We start from the raw sequence: 17584 nt of genomic DNA, 5'->3' as shown, positions 1-17584 counted from the left end.
GCGCCGCCCGGGTGATGGTCGTCGACGACCATCCCGTGGTGCGCGACGGCGTCGCGCTGCTCCTCCGTGGCGAACCGTCGCTGGCCGTGGTCGGGTCCGCCGAGTCCGGGCGGACCGCGCTCGACCGGGCCAGGGAGCTCCGCCCCGATCTCGTGCTGCTCGATCTCCGGCTGCCGGACATGCTCGCGCCCGAGGTCGTCGTCGGGCTGCGGGAGGTGTGCCCGGGGGCCCGGGTGGTCGTCTTCACCGCGCACGGCGACCACCACGGCATCCGGGCGGCGCTCGACGCCGGCGCCCACGGCTGCCTCGTCAAGGACGCGGCGGCGACCGACCTCGTCGCCGCCCTGCGCGCGGTGCTCCGCGGGGAGCGCGTGGTGGACCCACGCATGGTCCCGGCGGCCGACGCCGCCGCCTCGGCGCTCGAACGCACCGGCCTGACCCGCCGCGAGTACGAGGTGCTCCGGCTCGCCGCCCAGGGCCGGACGAACCCGGAGATCGCCGAGGCCACGGGCCTGACCCGCAACACCGTGAAGACCTACCTGCAGTCCGCGCTGCACAAGCTCGGGGCCCGCAACCGGGTCGAGGCGATCGGCAAGGCCAGCGAGGCGGGTCTGCTCTAGCCGCTCGGCACGTTCCGTGATCGTGACGTCCCGTTCGTCCGAACCTCTCCACCTGGGGGTGTGGCGAGTCGTGTGACCGGCACCACGATGTGCGCCGACCGGCCGCGCGGCCGGGGGAGGCGGTGCGACGGGTGCTGAGCGTGCGCGGGCTGTCGGTCCGCTACGGGCGGTCGGTGGGGGCCCTCGAGGAGGTGGACCTCGAGGTCGGCACGGACAGCGTGCTGGCGGTGCTCGGCGGCAACGGCGCCGGGAAGTCGACCCTGCTCCGCGCGGTGTCGGCCACGCTGCGGCTGCACGGCGGCGGGATCACGGCCGGTGAGATCCGGTTCCGCGACGAGCGCCTCGACCGGCTGGACCCGGCGGCGGTCGTGCGGCGGGGCGTCGTCGCCGTGCCGGAGGGCCGCCAGGTCTTCGCCCGGATGACGGTGGAGGAGAACCTGCGCGCCGGCGGGCTCGGTGCGCGCTCGGCGACGGTGCGTTCCGCCGCGCGGGAGCGCGTGGCCGAGCTGTTCCCTCTGCTGGCCGAGCGGTCGTCGCAGCGGGCGGGCCTGCTCTCCGGCGGCGAGCAGCAGATGCTGGCCATCGGGCGGGCGCTGATGTCCGGGCCCGAGCTCCTGCTGCTCGACGAGCCCTCGCTCGGCCTCGCCCCGCAGATGGTCGGCCGGATCGCCCGGATCGTCTCCGAGATCCACTCCCAGGGCACCGCGGTCGTCCTCGTCGAGCAGAACGCGACCATGGCGCTCGAGGTCGCCGACCACGCCGCCGTCCTCGAGGTCGGCCGGATCGCGCTGACCGGCACCGCCGCGGAGCTCGCCGCGAGCGACGACGTCCAACGCCTCTACCTCGGCGGGCACGCCGAGTCCGCCGAGCGGGCCGAGGCCGAGCAGGCCGAGGCCCTGGCCCACCGCCCGCGCCGGACGCTGACGAGGTGGGCCGGATGAGCGCCGCCGCTCCTCCGGACGTCCGGGAGGACGTCCGCACCCTCGCCGTCGACGACGTCACGCTGCGCTTCGGCGGGATCACCGCGCTGTCCGAGGTGTCCTTCGCCGTCCGGCCCGGCACCGTCCACGCGTTGATCGGCCCGAACGGCGCGGGCAAGTCGAGCTGCTTCAACGTGATCAGCGGCCTGTACCGGCCCACCGCCGGCCGGGTCCGGCTTGGCGACACCGACGTCACCGCCACCGCGCCCCACCGGCTGGCGGCCCTCGGCATCGGCCGCTCCTTCCAGAACATCGCGCTCTCGCCCGGCAGCACCGTGCGCGACAACGTCCTGCTCGGCCGCCACGCCCTGACCCGCGGCGGGTTCGTCAGCGGCGGGCTGCGGCTGCCGAGGACCGTCCGCACCGAGCGCCGGCACGTCGCGCGGGTCGAGGAGCTCTGCGCCTTCCTGGGCGTCGCCGACCGGCTCGACGTCCCGGTCGGGGCCCTCCCCTACGGCGTGGCGAAGCGGGTCGACATCGCCCGCGCGCTCGCCCTCGAGCCGACCCTGCTGCTGCTCGACGAGCCGGCGGCCGGCCTGAACGCCACCGAGACCGCCGAGATGGGTGTGACGATCCGGGACCTGCGGGACGCGTTGGGGATCTCGGTGCTGCTCGTCGAGCACGACATGGGACTGGTCATGGGCATCGCGGACCGGGTGAGCGTCCTTGACTTCGGGCGGCTGATCGCCGACGGCTCGCCCGCCGAGGTCCAGAACGATCCCGAGGTGATCCGCGCGTACCTGGGGACCGGCGGGGAGGAGGCGGAGTGAACACGTTCCTGCAACTCGTGCTCAACGGTCTGGGCAAGGGCGCGGTCTACGCCCTGCTCGCGCTGGGCTTCGTCGTGATCTTCAAGGCGACCGAGGTGGTGAACTTCGCGCACGGCTCGCTCGTGCTGATCGGCGGGTACCTCGTCTACGCGACCAAGGACGCGCTGGGCTGGCCGGCCGCGGCCGCGCTCGGGATCGTGTCGGCGGCGCTCGCCGCCCTGCTGATCGAGCGGCTGCTGATCTCGCGGGCCACCCGGGCCGACGTCAACAGCCTCGCGCTGCTGACGATCGGCATCGACGTGATCGTCACCGAGGAGATCGTGCGCCGCCTGCGGGCGGACATCCCCTTCATCGGCGACCCGTACGACGCCCAGCCGCTGCAGTTCGCGGGGCTGACGGTGTTCCGGACCCAGCTGGTGGCGCTCGTCGTCGGGATCGTGCTGATCACGGCGTTCTTCCTGGCCTTCCGCTACTCGTCCTGGGGCGTCGCGATGCGGGCCCAGGCGGAGAACCGCGAGGCCGCTGCGCTCATGGGCATCCGCAGCTCGCGGGTGACCGCCACGGCCTGGCTGCTCGCCGGAGCGCTGGCCGGCGTGGCGGTCCTGTTCATGGCGACCCAGGACTTCTCCGGCGCCGGGCTCGGCCGCGGCACGCACGCGATCGCCCTGATCGCCTTCCCCGCCGCGATCCTGGGCGGGCTCGACTCGACCGTCGGCGCGGTCGTCGGCGGGCTGATCGTGGGCCTGACCGAGGCGCTGTCGGCGCAGTACGTGTCCTTCGAGTTCTCCAAGAGCGCGGTCTTCCTGGTGATGCTGCTGGTCCTCGTGGCCAAACCGAGCGGGTTGTTCGGGACGAAGGAGCTGTCCCGTGTCTGAGGTGACCGCGACCCCTCCCGAGACCGCCGAGGCGCCTGCGACGCCGGCACCCCGCCGGCCACGCAGCTGGGCGAAGATCGTCGGCGTCGCGCTGCTGCTCCTGGTGCTCGTGCTCTTCCCGGTGATCACGGGGACCGAGGTGGCCTACCTCAAGGCCGGGCAGTACGTCCTGATCGGCGTGGTCGGCGCGATCGGCCTGACCCTGCTCGTGGGGCAGGCCGGGCAGCTCTCCCTCGCGACGCCCTTCTTCCTGCTGGTCGGCGCGGTCGGCTACGCGGTGCTGGCCGGCGACTCCGGGGACTCCGGTGACCTGGTCGGGCTCGGCTGGCCGCCCCTGCTCGCGGCGATCGGCGCGGTCGTGATCTGCGGACTCGTCGGCCTGGCGTTCGCGCCGGTGTCCGGCCGGCTGCGCGGGATCTACCTCGGCGTCGCGTCGCTGTCGTTGGTCTTCCTCGGGCTGTACCTGGGCCAGTCGCTGGACATGCTCAGCGGCGGCACCTCGACCGGTCGGCCGCCGCCGACCTTCGAGCTGTTCGGCTTCCGCTTCGCCAACACGGAGCCGGCGCCGACGATCCTCGGCGTCGCGGTGCAGAAGCAGCAGCGGCTCTGGTACCTGTTCCTCGTCCTGGCCGTCGGCGCCTACCTGCTGGCCCGGGGCGCCGTGCGCAGCCGCATCGGGCGGGCCTGGCGCGCGGTACGGGACAACGAGGCCGCCGCGACCGCGATGGGCGTGCACGTCTCCCGCGTGAAGGCGGGGGTGTTCACCGTCTCGTCGGCCTACGCGGGCCTGGCGGGCGTGATGACGGCGCTGTGGCTCGACCTGGTCAAACCCGACGAGAACGAGTTCGTCGGCACCTACTCGATCACCGTCGCCATCGGCTACCTCGCCATGGTGATCATCGGCGGCCTCGGGTCGGTCCCGGGCGCCGTGGCCGGCGCCGTGCTGGTCAACGGCCTGCCGCAGCTGCTCACCCTCGGCGCCACCGAGTTCGGCTGGTTCTCCGGTGCCCAGTTCGGCGGCGCGTCCCCGGTCCTGATCAGCGCGTTCGTCTACGGCGTCGCCATCGTGCTGGTCGTGATGTTCGAACCCGGCGGGCTGGCGGCGATCGGCCGCAGGCTCGCCCACGTGGGGGCAGCCCGCCCCACCCGAGGAGGAGATCGACGATGATCGACAGGCGGAGGCGGCTGGCCGCGCTCGCCGGCGGACTCGCGGCCGGCCTGGTGCTGGCCGCGTGCGGCAGCACCGCGGACAACGCGTCGTCGGGCGGCGGGTCGGGCGGGGTCAAGACCGACAAGGGCGTCACGGACACGACGATCACCCTCGGCGTCATGACCGACCGCACCGGCGTGTTCAAGAACCTCGGCGAGGCCCTGACCGGCGGCAACGAGCTGTGGGTCAAGGACGTCAACGCCGCGGGCGGCATCTGCGGGCGTCAGCTGGCGCTCGAGATCGTCGACCACGGGTACAAGGCGGACACCGCGAAGACGCTCTACCCACAGCTCGAGCCCAAGATCCTCGGGATCACCCAGCTCGTCGGGTCGCCGGTGCTCGCGGCGCTCAAGCAGAACCTGATCGACGACAACGTGCTCACCGCGCCGGCGTCGTGGTCGTCGGAGATCCTCAACAACCCCAACGTCATGATGATCGGCACGACGTACGACCTCGAGATCATCGACGGCCTGGCCTACCTGCAACAGCAGGGCCTGCTCGCCGACGGCGACACCATCGGCCACATCTACATCGACGGCGAGTACGGCGGCAACGGCCTGCGCGGCTCCAAGTACTACGCGTCGAAGCACAACATGACGGTGCAGGAAGCGAAGATCACCTCCACCGACAACGACCTGGCCAACATCGTCACCGGGCTCAAGGGCGCCGGGGTGAAGGCGATCGTGCTGACGACGACGCCCGGGCAGACCGCGTCGGCGATGTCGAACAACGCCGCGCTCGGACTGAACGTCCCGGTGCTCGGCAACAACCCGACCTTCGACCCGGCGCTGCTGCAGAGTCCGGCCGCGGCGTCGCTGGACAAGCTGTACGTGGCGGCGTCGAGCGCGCCGTTCTCGTCGCCGACGCCGAAGGCGGTCGAGGTGGCCAACGACTACAAGGCCACCTACCCGGACAAGCCGAAGAACGCGGGCGCGCAGGCCGGGTACGTGGAGAGCCTGGTGTGGCAGTCGGTGCTGGAGAAGGCCTGCCAGAACGGCGACCTCACCCGGGCCGGGGTGCAGACCGCGCTGAAGTCGCTGACCTCGGTCACGACGGACAACCTGGTGGCGCCGCTGGACTACAGCATCCCGGGCGCCCCGCCCACCCGCGGCGTCTACATCGCCAAGGTGGACCAGAACGCCGAGGGTGGGCTGACGGAGGTCGCGCCGCTCTTCACCGCCCCCGACGCCCAGGGCTACAAGGCCCCGCACCAGCAGTCCTGACCCACCCGCGAGTCGGTACTTCTGGCAGCGCGAGTCGGTACTTCTGGCAGCGCGAGTCGGTACTTCTGGCAGCGCGAGTCGGTACTTCTGGCAGCGCGAGTCGGCGCTTTCGGGGTCACCGAGTCGGCGATGTCAGGAGGTCGGGAGATCGGGCCGGGGCGCTCACCGCGAGCGCCCCGCCCCTTCCGCGCCAGCGGCGGTCCTCGTCAGCGGTGGCCGGACATCACCGGCGCCGCCCCGACCAGTTGGCGAGCCGCTCGGTCGGGCCCGCGTCCGGCCCCGACTCGACCACGGATGCGAACGGGAAGTCCCCGCCCCGGCCCTCGGCAGGGATCATCTGCCGGGCGACCACCAGCATCGCCTCGGCCAACTCGGGGTCGGCCTCGGCGTCCTGCCCCGTGGCGACGGCGAGGTCCCAGCCGTGCACGAGCGTCTCGTTGACGTAGCCCCACACCGCACCGCGGCCGGGGCCGCTGCCCCACGGGACGGTGACCTCGCGGTCGAGCAGGGCGTCGTCGGACCAGACGGTCCACATCCGCGTCCGTGCCTCGGCGAAGGTGGCGGGGTAGTCGGCCGCGGGCGGGACCTGGAACGGCATCGTGAACGGCGAGCCGCCCTCACCGATCACGCGGATCTTGTCCACCGTCGCGACGAGGTGCCGGAGCAGGCCCTCGACGTCGAACTCGGGGCAGGGCGTCGCGTCGCGCAGCTTCTCCGGGCGCACCTCGGCGAGCAGCCCGGCGGCCCAGTCGAGGGCGGCGCGGTAGTGGGATCGGGGGTCCGTGACGATCTCGGTGGTGGTCATGGCGGCAACCCTCTCGCCGAAACACGACATCTCCTGTCGTGTATTTCTGGCAGGCTTCGGGCATGCGCGCGGACCGGCTGCTCTCGCTCGTCCTCCTGCTGCGCCACCGAGGCCGGATGACGGCGCCCGCGATCGCCCGCGAGCTGGAGGTGTCGACCCGGACCGTGCTCCGGGACGTCGAGGCGCTCTCGGCCGCGGGCATCCCCGTGTACGCCGAACGCGGCCGGCACGGCGGGTTCGCGCTGCTCCCGGGCTTCTCCACCGATCTGACCGGGCTGACGCCGGACGAGGCGGTGGCCCTGCTGACCTCACCCGCCCGCGCGACGTCGGACGCCCTCGGCCTGGGTGAGGCGTTCTCGTCGGCCATCCGGAAGGTGGTCGCGACGCTGCCCGAGGGGTCGCGCGAGGCGGCGACCGACGCGACCGGGCGGGTGCTGGTCCGGCGGGGCGGCTTCCTGCGCGACGCCCCCGAGCCGCCCGCCGCCGACGCCCTCCACACCGTGCAGCGCGCGGTGTTCACCGGGCACCGGTTGCGGATCCGGTACGCCGCGCGCGGGGAGGAGGAGGGTCGGTGGCGGACCGTCGACCCGCTGGGCCTGGTCGAGGCCGCGGGCGCCTGGTACCTCCTCGCACTCCACGACGGCGCCGACCGCACCTACCGCGTCTCCCGCATCGAGGCGGCGGAGGAGCGCGACGAGCCCGCGCGGCGCCCGACCGGTGTGGACCTCGAGGAGCTGTGGCAACGCCGGCGGGACGAGTTCCGTCGCGCCCTGCCCCACGTCGTCGCCAGGATCCGGGTGCGGGAGGAACGCCGGGCGGAGCTCGCCCGCACCGCCCTCTCGGTGGCCGACGCCGAGGACGTCGGGACCACTGAGGACACTGCAGAGACTGAGGTGGAGCCCGGTAGGGCCGGCCAGGGCGTCGAGGCCGGCGGCCGGTCTGTGGTGACCGCGGCGTTCGGCGACCTCCGGCACGCGGTCCGCGTGGTGTGGTCGCTCGCCCCCGACGCCGAGGCCCTCGACCCACCCGAGCTGGTGACCGCCCTCCGCGAGCGCGCCGTGGCCGTCGCCGCCGCCCACCGGCCATGATCGGGTGCGCCTGCTCACCACCATGTCACCAAGATCCATCCGGCGGTCACAAGAGCGCTCTCGCACAGACGCTCCCGTGACCCTCGGATCGATCACGGGAGCGGTGATCGACGCGAGCGGTACCCGAGCGTCGGGCACCCGACCGCACCGTGTCGCTCGGAAGGATCATGAACTGACCGCAGTTGGGAGCCGTCCAAGGGGCGTGCTGAATCGACCGTTCCGGGGCTCCGCGGCGGTGGCGGCCGGGTGGGTGACGCCCGGGCAGCTGCGCGGCCCCCGTTTCCACCGGCTGTTCTCCGACGTCTACGTCCCCGCCGCACCCGGACTCGACCCGTCACACCTGGCGGTGCGCGCCCGAGGCGCCTACCTGCTCGTCGAGGGACGCGGTGCGGTCGGCGGATGGGCCGCGGCCGAGCTGCTGGGTGCGTCGTGCGGCCCGGCGAACGCGCTCGTGGACCTCGTGGTGCCGGGCGGCACGCAGCGCGGACAGCCGGGCCTGCGGGTGCGCCGAGGCCGGCTCCTCCCGGAGGAGACCACGTCGGTCGACGGCGTGCCGGTGACCTCGGCCCGGCGCACCGCGTTCGACCTCGCCTGTCGCGGCCCGCTGTGGGACGGGATCGTGGCCGTCGACGCCCTGGCACGGGTCGGGGAGTTCGAGCCGAGCGAGCTGCTGGCGCTGCGGACACGACACCTCGGTGCACGGGGGAGCGCGCGCCTCCCGGAGATCGTGCGGCGCGCCGACCGCCGCTCGGGGTCGCCGATGGAGACGCGGATCCGGCTCGCGATCGGCGACGCCGGCCTGCCACGCCCGGTCCTCCAGCATCCGGTCGGCCCGTACGAGCTCGACCTGTCGTACCCGTTGCTCCTGCTCGCCTTCGAGTACAACGGCGGCGACCACCTCGAGCCGGAACGGGCACTGCGCGACCTGGCGCGGGAGGCGCACCTTGCGCGGGCGGGCTGGCGGGTGGTGCGCTTCTCGGCGGTCGAGGTCCACCGGCACCCGGAGCGTGTGGCGGCGAGGGTGCGCCGCGAGCTGGAGGCGGCCTGCCGGGCAAGGGGGTTCGACCCGGCCCGGCTGGCGGGTCACCTCTGAGCGTTCCGAATGATCGCTGCGAGCGGCACAGGAGCGCCTCCGCCCCGACGATCACGTGTCACTCGCAATGATCACAGCCCGCGAGAGTCACGGGACTGCTGTCGCAACAGCCGTAGGGTGACGCCCGGAAGGATCACCTGCTGGCCACCGCCGGCTGTGGTGGTGGCACGACTGCCCCGCGACCTGCGGATTCGTAGCGTCGAGCCCGTGACCACGACCCCGCACCACGGTCCCGATGCGGCTCGGGGGACCCCGCCCACCGCCCCACCCCTTCCCGCACCCCGCCTCCCCACCCACCCCGCCGGCCTGCCCGAGGGCGGGCCCGGGCCCCACGGGCGCCGGCCGGCGCCGTCGACGGTGCTGGCGACGCGGGTCGCCGGGCTGACCCTGACGATCCTCTGCGCCTTCTGGCCGGCCCTGTTCGGGCTGATGGGGATCGCGTTCGGGCTGGGTCTGGCCGACGCGGGCGGCGTGGTGTTCGGCGCGGTCATGGGCGCGGTCGCGATCGCCTGGCCGATCGGTTTCTGGTTCGCGACGAGCGGGGCGCGGCGGGTCTGGCCGGTGCTGATCGCGCTGGTCCCGACCTTCCTGGTGGCCGGCGGCAGCGTCTGGCTGTGGATCGCGGGCTGACCCCGAGAACGCCGCAGGGGCGGCGGGCCGAAGCCCACCGCCCCCGCGGGACGAACCAGGTGGCTGAACTCAGAAGTCCATGCCGCCCATGCCGCCGGTCGGGTCGCCGGCCGGAGCGGCGTTCTTCTCCGGCTTGTCGGCGATGACCGCCTCGGTGGTGAGGAACAGGGCCGCGATCGAGGCCGCGTTCTGCAGCGCCGAGCGGGTGACCTTGGCCGGGTCGATGATGCCGGCCTTGACCAGGTCCTTGTACTCACCGGTGGCCGCGTCGAGGCCCTCGCCGGCGGGAAGGTTGCGCACCTTCTCCGCCACGACGCCGCCCTCGAGACCGGCGTTGATCGCGATCTGCTTGAGCGGCGCCTCCAGGGCGACCTTGACGATGTTCGCCCCGGTCGCCTCGTCGCCGTCCAGGCCGAGGCCCTCGAACAGGCCCGCACCGGCCTGGATCAGGGCGACGCCGCCGCCGGCGACGATGCCCTCCTCGACGGCCGCCTTCGCGTTGCGGACGGCGTCCTCGATGCGGTGCTTGCGCTCCTTGAGCTCCACCTCGGTGGCCGCGCCCGCCTTGATGACCGCGACACCGCCGGCCAGCTTGGCCAGGCGCTCCTGCAGCTTCTCGCGGTCGTAGTCCGAGTCGGTGCGCTCGATCTCGGCGCGGATCTGGTTGACGCGACCGGCGATCTGGTCGGCGTCGCCCGCACCGTCGACGATGGTGGTCTCGTCCTTGGTCACGACGACCTTGCGGGCGGTGCCCAGCAGCGACAGGTCGGCGTTGTCCAGCTTGAGGCCGACCTTCTCCGAGATGACCTCGCCGCCGGTCAGGATCGCCATGTCGGCGAGCATGGCCTCGCGGCGGTCACCGAAGCCCGGCGCCTTGATGGCGACGGACTTGAAGGTGCCACGGATCTTGTTGACGACGAGCGTGGCCAGGGCCTCGCCCTCGACGTCCTCGGCGATGATCGCCAGCGGCTTGCCCGACTGCATGACCTTCTCCAGCAGCGGGAGCAGGTCCTTGACGGTCGAGATCTTCGAGCTGACGAGGAGGATGTACGGGTCCTCGAGCTCGACCTCCATGCGCTCCGCGTCGGTCACGAAGTACGGGGAGATGTAGCCCTTGTCGAAGCGCATGCCCTCGGTGAGCTCGAGCTCGAGCCCGAAGGTCTGCGACTCCTCGACGGTGATGACGCCTTCCTTGCCGACCTTGTCCATCGCCTCGGCGATGAGCTCGCCGATCTGCTTGTCGGCGGCGGAGATCGACGCGGTGGCGGCGATCTGCTCCTTGGTCTCGACCTCCTTGGCCGACTTCAGGAGCGCCTGCGAGACGGCCTCGACGGCCTTCTCGATGCCGCGCTTCAGACCCATCGGGTTCGCGCCGGCGGCGACGTTGCGCAGGCCCTCGCGGACCAGCGCCTGCGCCAGCACGGTGGCGGTGGTGGTGCCGTCACCCGCGATGTCGTCGGTCTTCTTCGCGACCTCCTTGACGAGCTCGGCGCCGATCTTCTCCCAGGCGTCCTCGAGCTCGATCTCCTTGGCGATCGACACACCATCGTTGGTGATGGTGGGCGCGCCCCACTTCTTCTCCAGGACGACGTTGCGGCCGCGCGGGCCGAGCGTCACCTTGACGGCGTCGGCGAGGGTGTTCATGCCGCGCTCGAGCCCGCGGCGCGCCTCCTCGTCGAACGCGATCTGCTTCGCCATGGGGGTGGTCCTCCGGTTGGGATGACTCGTCGGTTCGAACACGGCGCCCGCGACGGACGGCCGGCAACCCTGCGCCGGCCTCACCGGCCCGACCTGGCACTCCCGACAGGCGAGTGCCAGCGCCGTTTTTAGCACTCGGGGTGGGCGAGTGCAACCGAGCCCGGGCCGACCCGCCCGCGGTAGCGGCCCTGCGGCAGGATGGCCGGTGTGAGTGCCGCGAAACCGCCCCGCACCGTCGAGGAGCATCGGGCCGTCGTCGCGGCCCTCCTGCCGCCCACCGGGGTGGAGGTCGTGTCGCTCGCCGAAGCGCGCGGGCGGGTCCTCGCCGAGCCGGTCACCGCCGCGATCTCCCTGCCGCCCTTCGACAACTCCGCGATGGACGGGTACGCCGTCCGGGCCGCCGACGTGGCGGGGGCCACCGCGGACGCTCCGGTCACCCTGCCCGTCGCCGCCGACATCCCGGCCGGGCGCACGGACGTGCCGCCGCTGGAGCCCGGCACCGCCGCCCGGATCATGACCGGCGCCCCGGTGCCGGCGGGTGCCGACGCGATCGTGCAGGTCGAGCTGACGGACGGCGGCACCGACGAGGTGGCGATCTCCGCGGCACCCGCGGCCGGCACGCACGTGCGCACCGTCGGCGAGGACGTCCACGAGGGCACCGCGGTGCTCGACGCCGGCACCGTCCTCGGCGCCGCGCAGATCGGGGTCGCCGCCGCGGTCGGCCGGGCCACGCTGCCGGTGCGCCGCCGGCCGCACGTCCTCGTCCTCTCCACCGGCTCCGAGCTCGTCGCGCCCGGCGAGCCGCTCGCGCCCGGGCAGATCTACGAGTCCAACGGCGCCATGCTCGCCGCGGCGGTCCGGGACGCGGGCGCCACCGCGGACCAGCTCCGCTTCGTCCCGGACGACGTCGAGCAGTTCCGGAAGGTCCTCGCCGAGCGGATCGTCGCGGGCGTCGACCTGGTGGTGACCTCCGGTGGGGTGAGCGCCGGGGCCTACGAGGTGGTGAAGGACGCGCTGACCGGGCACGGCGTGGAGTTCGTCAAGGTCGGCATGCAGCCCGGGGGGCCGCAGGGCGCGGGCGTGGTCGAGTTCGGCGAGGTCAGCTGCCCGGTCGTGACGCTGCCGGGCAACCCGGTGAGCTCCCAGGTCTCCTTCGAGGTGTTCGTGCGGCCCGTGCTGCGCCGGGCGATGGGCCATCCGTACCCGGACCGGCCGGTCGTCACGGCCCGCTCGCGCGAGACCCTCCGCTCGCCCGCCGGGCGCACGCAGTTCCGCCGCGGCACGCTCGACGCGCGGGACGGCACGGTCGGCGAGGTCGGGTCGCCCGCCTCGCACATGCTCGCCGCTCTGGCCAGGGCGGACTGCCTGTTCGTGGTGTCGGCGGAGGCCACCGGCGTGCAGCCGGGGGAGGAACTCGAGGTGTGGCTGCTCGACAGCGGCCTGTGAGGGGCCTTTAGGGGGTACGGCGTGCCCCTGTCACCCGGAAAGTGGTACGCATCACATGCGGAGGGTGCAACACTTCGCCCCGCCCGGACGTCTTACCAGGTGAGTGTTCGGCCGATCGGTGCAGATCATCCAGTTCCTCGTGGATTGATCTGGACGATCGGTCGGGTGCTGGGGATACTTTCAGCGGGGGGCGGGTAACCACCTCTCGACGCACAGGACCTACCGCCCGTCGCTGGGGAGCGGACGAGCGGTTCCAAGGCCGGGGTCGCCGTCTCGGGGGATGGCGGCCCCGGCCCTTTGCTGTGACCGTCCAGTACCGCCCCCGGCCGTTGGGCCCGCAGGGGCCCCACCGCCAGGTCCCGGGATCGCAGTAGCGTGGCGCCCGCGCCCTCCCTCCCGCACCGGCCGGGAGACCGGGAGAACCGGCGTTGCCGACGAGGAGCCGCTGGCACCATGGCCGCGACCACCCCCGCGACCCCGCCCCCGGGCGCACCCGGGGCCGGCCCCCACGACAGGCCCGGGACCTCCGCGCTGCATCCGGCGGGTGCCCCGCCGGCCACCGGCGGCGAGAACCCGGTGCTGCACGCCGCGAAGCTGGTGCGCGAGGCCGTCCCGCCGCTGCACCCCGGCGGCCGCCCGGTCATCGCCGCCGTCGCGGCCGCGGCCGGCGCCGTCCGGCTGCTCACCGGCCGGGGCACCGGCGTGGGCCTGCTGGCCACCGCCGCCACCGCCGCCTTCTTCCGCGAGCCGCGGCGCGTGCCGCCGCCGCGCCCGGGCGCCGTCCTCGCCCCGGCCGACGGCACCGTCGCGCTGATCTCCGAGGTCGTCCCGCCCGCGGAGCTGGACCTGCCGCGCGAGCCGGTCACCCGGGTCAGCGTGTTCCTCTCCGTGCTCGACGTGCACGTCCAGCGCATCCCGATGCACGGCCGGATCCGCTCGGTCGAGTACCGCCCCGGCGCCTTCCTCTCCGCGGACCTGGACAAGGCGAGCGAGGACAACGAGCGCAACGCCCTGGTCCTGGAGACGCAGACCGGGCACCTGGTCGGCGTCGTCCAGATCGCCGGGCTGCTGGCGCGGCGGATCCGCTGCGACGTGAAGCCGGGCGACGAGGTCGCCGCCGGCGAGACCTACGGGCTCATCCGGTTCGGCTCGCGCGTCGACACCTACCTCCCGCCGGGCGTCGCCCCCGAGGTGTCGGTGGGGCAGCGCACCATCGGCGGGGAGACCGTCCTGGCGGACCTCGCCGTGGTGAAGGACGCCGTGGTGAAGGACGCCGTGGTGAAGGACGCCGTGGTGAAGGACGCCGTCGAGAAGGACCGGACGTGAACACCTACCAGGCGGGCGTGCGGCTGCTGCCCAACGCCGTCACCGTCCTCGCGCTCTGCGCCGGGCTCTCGGCGGTCAACTTCGCGCTGGCCGGCCGGTTCGAGCTGTGCATCGCCGCCGCGGGCGCGGCCGCGCTCTGCGACGCCCTCGACGGCGGCCTCGCCCGCCTGCTCGACGCCAGCAGCCGCATCGGGCAGGAGCTGGACTCGCTGGCGGACCTGGTGTCCTTCGGCGTCGCCCCGGCGCTGGTCATCTACATCTGGTCGCTGGAGGGGACCCGGCTCGGCTGGGTGGTCGCGCTGATCTTCGCCGTCTGCATGGCGCTGCGGTTGGCCCGCTTCAACACCCTGATCGACGACGAGGACCAGCCGCCGTTCGCCAAGGAGTTCTTCGTCGGGGTCCCGGCCCCGGCGGCGGCGCTCACGGCCGGCATCCCGCTCTACCTCTTCCTGCACTTCGGCCCGGGCTGGTGGTCGTCGCCGGTCACGGTCGGGGTGTGGGCGCTGTGCACCGCGGCGCTGATGGTGAGCCGCATCCCCACGCTCTCGCTGAAGACCGCGCGCGTGCGCCCGCGGTACGTCGCGCCGTTGCTCGTGCTGGTCGGCGTGGCCGCGGCGATCCTGCTGACCGCGCCCTTCCTCGGGATGGCGCTGATCGGCGTCGGCTACCTGCTGCTCATCCCGTACACGGTCTACCGCTACAAGTGGCTGGAGCGGCACCCGGAGGCGTGGGGCGTGCCGGTGCGCGAGCGCCGGGCCGTCGCCCGCGCCGCCCGGTCCGCCCGCCGGCTCGGCCTGCGGCCGCCGCTGCGCCGCCGGGTCGCCGGCCGGACCATGGCCGTCGCCCGCAACATGGGCGGGATGGTGCGCCGCCGCAGCGCGGAGGACCCCGTCGAGCCCTTCGACGGCGGGCCCGCGCGCCCGGTCCGGCCGATGCGCCCGCTCGGCCAGACCCGGCGGCTGCCCAGTACCGAGCGCCGCCGGGGCCTACGTCGTCGCTGACGGCCGTCGCTGAGCCCCGGCCCGACCCCGCAGCACGCCCCGGACGGATCGATACGGTGAACCGGTGCCCGTGATCACGCTGGTCGCCCGCCTCGCCACGTCCGCCGTCGACGCCCGGCGGGGCGTGGTGCGGCTCCACCCCGAGGTGCTCGACGCGCTGCACCTGCGCAGCTGGGACGCCGTCACCCTCACCGGCGCCCGGGTCACCAGCGCCCTCGCCGTCGCCGGCGAGCCGGCGGCCGCGCCCGGCCAGGCCCTGCTCGACGACGTCACCCTCTCCAACGCCGGCCTCACGGACGGGGCGTCCGTGGTCGTCGGGCCGGTGGCGGTGGCTCCGGCCCGGCGGGTGGTGCTCGCCGGCTCGCGGCTGGTGCGCAGCGCCGTCCCGCCGGCCACCGCCCGGCTCGCGCTGCTCGGCAAGGTCCTCACCGGCGGCGACGCGGTGTCCCTGCTGCCGCAGGACATCGCCCCGCCGCCCGGGGCGGACGTGCCGAAGGCCCGCCGCGCCCTCGCCGCCGCGATCGGCGGGGCCTGGACCAGCGAACTGGTCACGGTCTCGCAGACCGACCCGCCCGGCCCCGTCTCGGTGCACCCGACCACCGTCGTCGGCTGGCTGGACGGCCCGACCACGGCGGACTCCCCGACGGCCCCGGCCGCCGCGGCGCGGCCGTCGAGCAGGCCCGCCGCACCGCACCCGGCACCGCCCGCCCGGCCCGCCCCGGACGAGACGGCGGAGCCGACGCTCCCGCTCGACGCCCTGGTCGGCAACACCGCGCCCGCCCGCCGGCTCGTCGAGTGGCTGGAGCTGACCTTCTCCCGGCCCGAGCTGCTGGTCCGCCTCGGCGGCACGCCCCGGCTGGGGGTGCTGGTGACCGGGCCGGAGGGCGTCGGGAAGACGACGCTGGTCCGCAGCGTGGCCGGTGCGGTCGGCGCCGGCTGCGTGGAGCTGCCGGGGCCGGCGATCGCGGCGCTGGAGCCGGTGTCGGCCGCGGCGCGGGTGCAGGAGTGCCTGACCCGGGCCCGCGGCGAGGCCGGTGCCGGACGTCCGGTGGTCCTGCTGGTCACGGACGTCGACGCGCTGCTGCCCGCCGCCTCGCCGCCGCCGCTCGCCACCCTGGTCCTCGACGGGCTGCGGGAGGCGATCGGCACCCCGAACCTCGCCCTCGTCGCGACGACGGCGGCGCCCGAGGCCGTCGACCCGCGGCTGCGGGCCCCGGACCTGGCCGACCGGGAGCTCGGGCTGGGGCTGCCGGACGCGTCGGTGCGGGCGGACCTGCTGCGCCGGCTGCTCGCCGACGTCCCGCTGGCCGAGGACGTCGACCTCGCCGCGGTCGCCTCGCGGACCCCCGGCTTCGTGGTGGCCGACCTGGCCGCGGTCCGGCGCGAGGCCGCGGTGACGGCGGCGCTGCGCCACGGCGCCGGGAGCAGCCCCGCCGAGGTGCCCGCCCCGGCCGTGGTCGACGACGCCGCCCCCGGTCCGGTGGAGCCCGCGGCCGCCCCGGAGGCGGACGGCGCCCGGATCGAGATGGCCGACCTGCTGGGTGCGGTGGGGTCGGTGCGCCCGATCTCCATGTCCTCCACCGGCACCCTGCAGACCGGCGGCCTCACCCTCGACCAGGTCGGCGACATGACCGAGGTCAAGCAGGCGCTCACCGAGGCCGTGCTCTGGCCGCTGCGGTACCCGGACTCCTTCGCCCGGCTCGGCGTCGAGGCCCCGCGCGGCGTGCTGCTCTACGGCCCGCCCGGCGGCGGCAAGACCTTCCTGCTCCGCGCGCTCGCCGGGTCCGGGCAGCTCAACGTGTTCTCGGTGAAGGGCGCCGAGCTGCTGGACAAGTACGTGGGCGAGTCCGAGCGGGCGGTCCGCGAGCTGTTCCGCAAGGCCTCGGACGCCGCGCCGGCGCTCGTGTTCCTCGACGAGGTCGACGCCCTCGCCCCGCGCCGGGGCGGCTCCACCGACTCCGGCGTGGCCGACCGGGTGGTCGCCGCCCTGCTCACCGAGCTCGACGGGGCCACGCCGTTGCGCGACGTCGTGGTGGTCGGCGCGACGAACCGGCCGGAACTGGTCGATCCGGCGCTGCTGCGCCCGGGGCGCCTGGAACGGCTGGTCTTCGTGCCGCCGCCCGACGCCGAGGCGCGCGTCGACATCCTGCGCGCGGCCGGCCGCAACACCCCGCTGGCCGCGGACGTGGACCTCGCCGCCCTCGCCGCCGGCCTGGAGGGCTACTCGGCCGCCGACTGCGCGGCCGTGCTGCGGGAGGCCGCGCTGACCGCGATGCGGGAGTCGCTCGACGCCACCGAGGTCACCGCCGCGCACCTGGAGAAGGCCCGCCGGGCCGTCCCGCCGAGCCTCGACCCGCTGCAGGTCGCCGAGCTGGAGGCCTACGCCGCCCGCCGCGCCACGGACTGAACCCCTCGGAACGGCGAACGGCGCGCCCCGGGAGGGGCGCGCCGTGCGCTGGGGAGCGGATCGGTCAGTGGGGTGTCACTTGCCCTTGTAGTCCTGGGTGACGATGACGATGAGACCCGGGCTGGCGTCCTGGATGCCGTCGAAGCGCGGCTCCACGCGCAGCCCGTACTCCTGGGCCAGCCGGTCCGCCGAGGCCTGCTCGCTCGTGCCGGGCCGGTAGTAGACGGTGCTGCTCGGGATCACGCCGTACGGGTAGCCGGTGGTGTCGGTGACCGTCCAGCCGCCGTTGCGGAAGTCCGACGCGGCCCGGGCGGCCAGGCCCTCGACCGTGCTGTTGTTGTAGACGCGCAGCGGCAGCGTGGGGGCGGCCGCCGCGCCGCCGCCGTAGCCCCCGGCGCCACCCGCACCTGCG

General features: G+C 74.4%; 16 protein-coding genes. 13 read left to right on the top strand and 3 right to left on the bottom strand.

What is annotated here, in order from left to right; translation table 11 throughout:
• Positions 1-14 precede the first annotated feature (14 nt).
• The 6 genes from AB0B41_RS15490 to AB0B41_RS15465 all read left to right on the top strand — a co-directional run bounded on the left by AB0B41_RS15490 (position 15) and on the right by AB0B41_RS15465 (position 5678).
• Positions 15-620 (top strand): response regulator transcription factor, encoded by a 606-nt coding sequence (locus AB0B41_RS15490; RefSeq protein WP_037048832.1) that lies wholly within the window; start codon positions 15-17, stop codon positions 618-620.
• Between the two features lie 131 nt (positions 621-751).
• The gene (locus AB0B41_RS15485) at positions 752-1561 is read left to right on the top strand and encodes an ABC transporter ATP-binding protein (RefSeq protein WP_358203365.1); all 810 of its coding nucleotides are present in this window, start codon (positions 752-754) and stop codon (positions 1559-1561) included.
• Positions 1558-2370, top strand: a complete 813-nt coding sequence (locus tag AB0B41_RS15480; protein ID WP_358203363.1) for an ABC transporter ATP-binding protein — start codon at positions 1558-1560, stop codon at positions 2368-2370. The genes AB0B41_RS15485 and AB0B41_RS15480 overlap by 4 nt, the downstream gene beginning before the upstream one ends.
• Positions 2367-3245 (top strand): branched-chain amino acid ABC transporter permease, encoded by an 879-nt coding sequence (locus AB0B41_RS15475; protein WP_358203360.1) that lies wholly within the window; start codon positions 2367-2369, stop codon positions 3243-3245. The genes AB0B41_RS15480 and AB0B41_RS15475 overlap by 4 nt, the downstream gene beginning before the upstream one ends.
• Positions 3238-4413 (top strand): branched-chain amino acid ABC transporter permease, encoded by a 1176-nt coding sequence (locus AB0B41_RS15470; protein WP_358203358.1) that lies wholly within the window; start codon positions 3238-3240, stop codon positions 4411-4413. The genes AB0B41_RS15475 and AB0B41_RS15470 overlap by 8 nt, the downstream gene beginning before the upstream one ends.
• Positions 4410-5678: an ABC transporter substrate-binding protein gene (locus AB0B41_RS15465; protein ID WP_358203357.1), complete on the top strand. Its 1269-nt coding sequence runs from the start codon at positions 4410-4412 to the stop codon at positions 5676-5678. Before AB0B41_RS15470 ends, AB0B41_RS15465 begins: the two co-directional genes overlap by 4 nt.
• A gap of 223 nt (positions 5679-5901) precedes the next feature.
• Here AB0B41_RS15465 and AB0B41_RS15460 read toward each other — a convergent pair whose 3' ends face one another.
• On the bottom strand, positions 5902-6483 hold the full coding sequence (locus AB0B41_RS15460) for a TIGR03086 family metal-binding protein (protein ID WP_358203355.1): 582 nt from the start codon (positions 6481-6483) through the stop codon (positions 5902-5904).
• Positions 6484-6545: 62 nt separating this feature from the next.
• Between AB0B41_RS15460 and AB0B41_RS15455 the strand changes: the two genes are divergently transcribed.
• From AB0B41_RS15455 to AB0B41_RS15445, 3 genes are all read left to right on the top strand, one after another.
• The gene (locus AB0B41_RS15455) at positions 6546-7571 is read left to right on the top strand and encodes a WYL domain-containing protein (protein ID WP_358203353.1); all 1026 of its coding nucleotides are present in this window, start codon (positions 6546-6548) and stop codon (positions 7569-7571) included.
• Between the two features lie 202 nt (positions 7572-7773).
• Positions 7774-8664, top strand: a complete 891-nt coding sequence (locus AB0B41_RS15450) for a DUF559 domain-containing protein (protein ID WP_358203350.1) — start codon at positions 7774-7776, stop codon at positions 8662-8664.
• 207 nt (positions 8665-8871) lie between these two features.
• A complete protein-coding gene (locus tag AB0B41_RS15445; protein ID WP_358203348.1) occupies positions 8872-9294 on the top strand; it encodes a hypothetical protein in 423 nt (140 codons plus the stop codon).
• A gap of 69 nt (positions 9295-9363) precedes the next feature.
• On the opposite strand, the gene groL is transcribed toward AB0B41_RS15445, so the two are convergent.
• On the bottom strand, positions 9364-10992 hold the full coding sequence (gene groL / locus AB0B41_RS15440) for a chaperonin GroEL (RefSeq protein WP_037048718.1): 1629 nt from the start codon (positions 10990-10992) through the stop codon (positions 9364-9366).
• Between the two features lie 198 nt (positions 10993-11190).
• On the opposite strand from groL, the gene glp reads away from it, so the two are divergent.
• The 4 genes from glp (at position 11191) to AB0B41_RS15420 (ending at position 17172) form a co-directional block, all read left to right on the top strand.
• Positions 11191-12438, top strand: a complete 1248-nt coding sequence (glp, locus tag AB0B41_RS15435; protein ID WP_358203346.1) for a gephyrin-like molybdotransferase Glp — start codon at positions 11191-11193, stop codon at positions 12436-12438.
• Positions 12439-12891: 453 nt separating this feature from the next.
• Positions 12892-13764: a phosphatidylserine decarboxylase gene (locus AB0B41_RS15430; protein ID WP_358203343.1), complete on the top strand. Its 873-nt coding sequence runs from the start codon at positions 12892-12894 to the stop codon at positions 13762-13764.
• Complete coding sequence (locus tag AB0B41_RS15425; protein WP_358203341.1) at positions 13761-14765, top strand: phosphatidylcholine/phosphatidylserine synthase; 1005 nt, start codon at positions 13761-13763, stop codon at positions 14763-14765. Before AB0B41_RS15430 ends, AB0B41_RS15425 begins: the two co-directional genes overlap by 4 nt.
• A 64-nt stretch (positions 14766-14829) precedes the next feature.
• Positions 14830-17172, top strand: coding sequence for an AAA family ATPase (locus tag AB0B41_RS15420; protein ID WP_358203339.1), 2343 nt, complete (start codon positions 14830-14832; stop codon positions 17170-17172).
• A 75-nt stretch (positions 17173-17247) separates the two neighbouring features.
• Here the strand turns inward: AB0B41_RS15420 and AB0B41_RS15415 are convergent.
• Positions 17248-17584: LytR C-terminal domain-containing protein (locus AB0B41_RS15415; RefSeq protein ID WP_358203337.1), on the bottom strand; the 337-nt coding region annotated here is incomplete at its 5' end.

This window comes from Pseudonocardia sp. NPDC049154 (assembly GCF_040648315.1).
GTDB lineage: Bacteria > Actinomycetota > Actinomycetes > Mycobacteriales > Pseudonocardiaceae > Pseudonocardia.
This window is presented reverse-complemented; position numbering and strand designations above follow the sequence as displayed.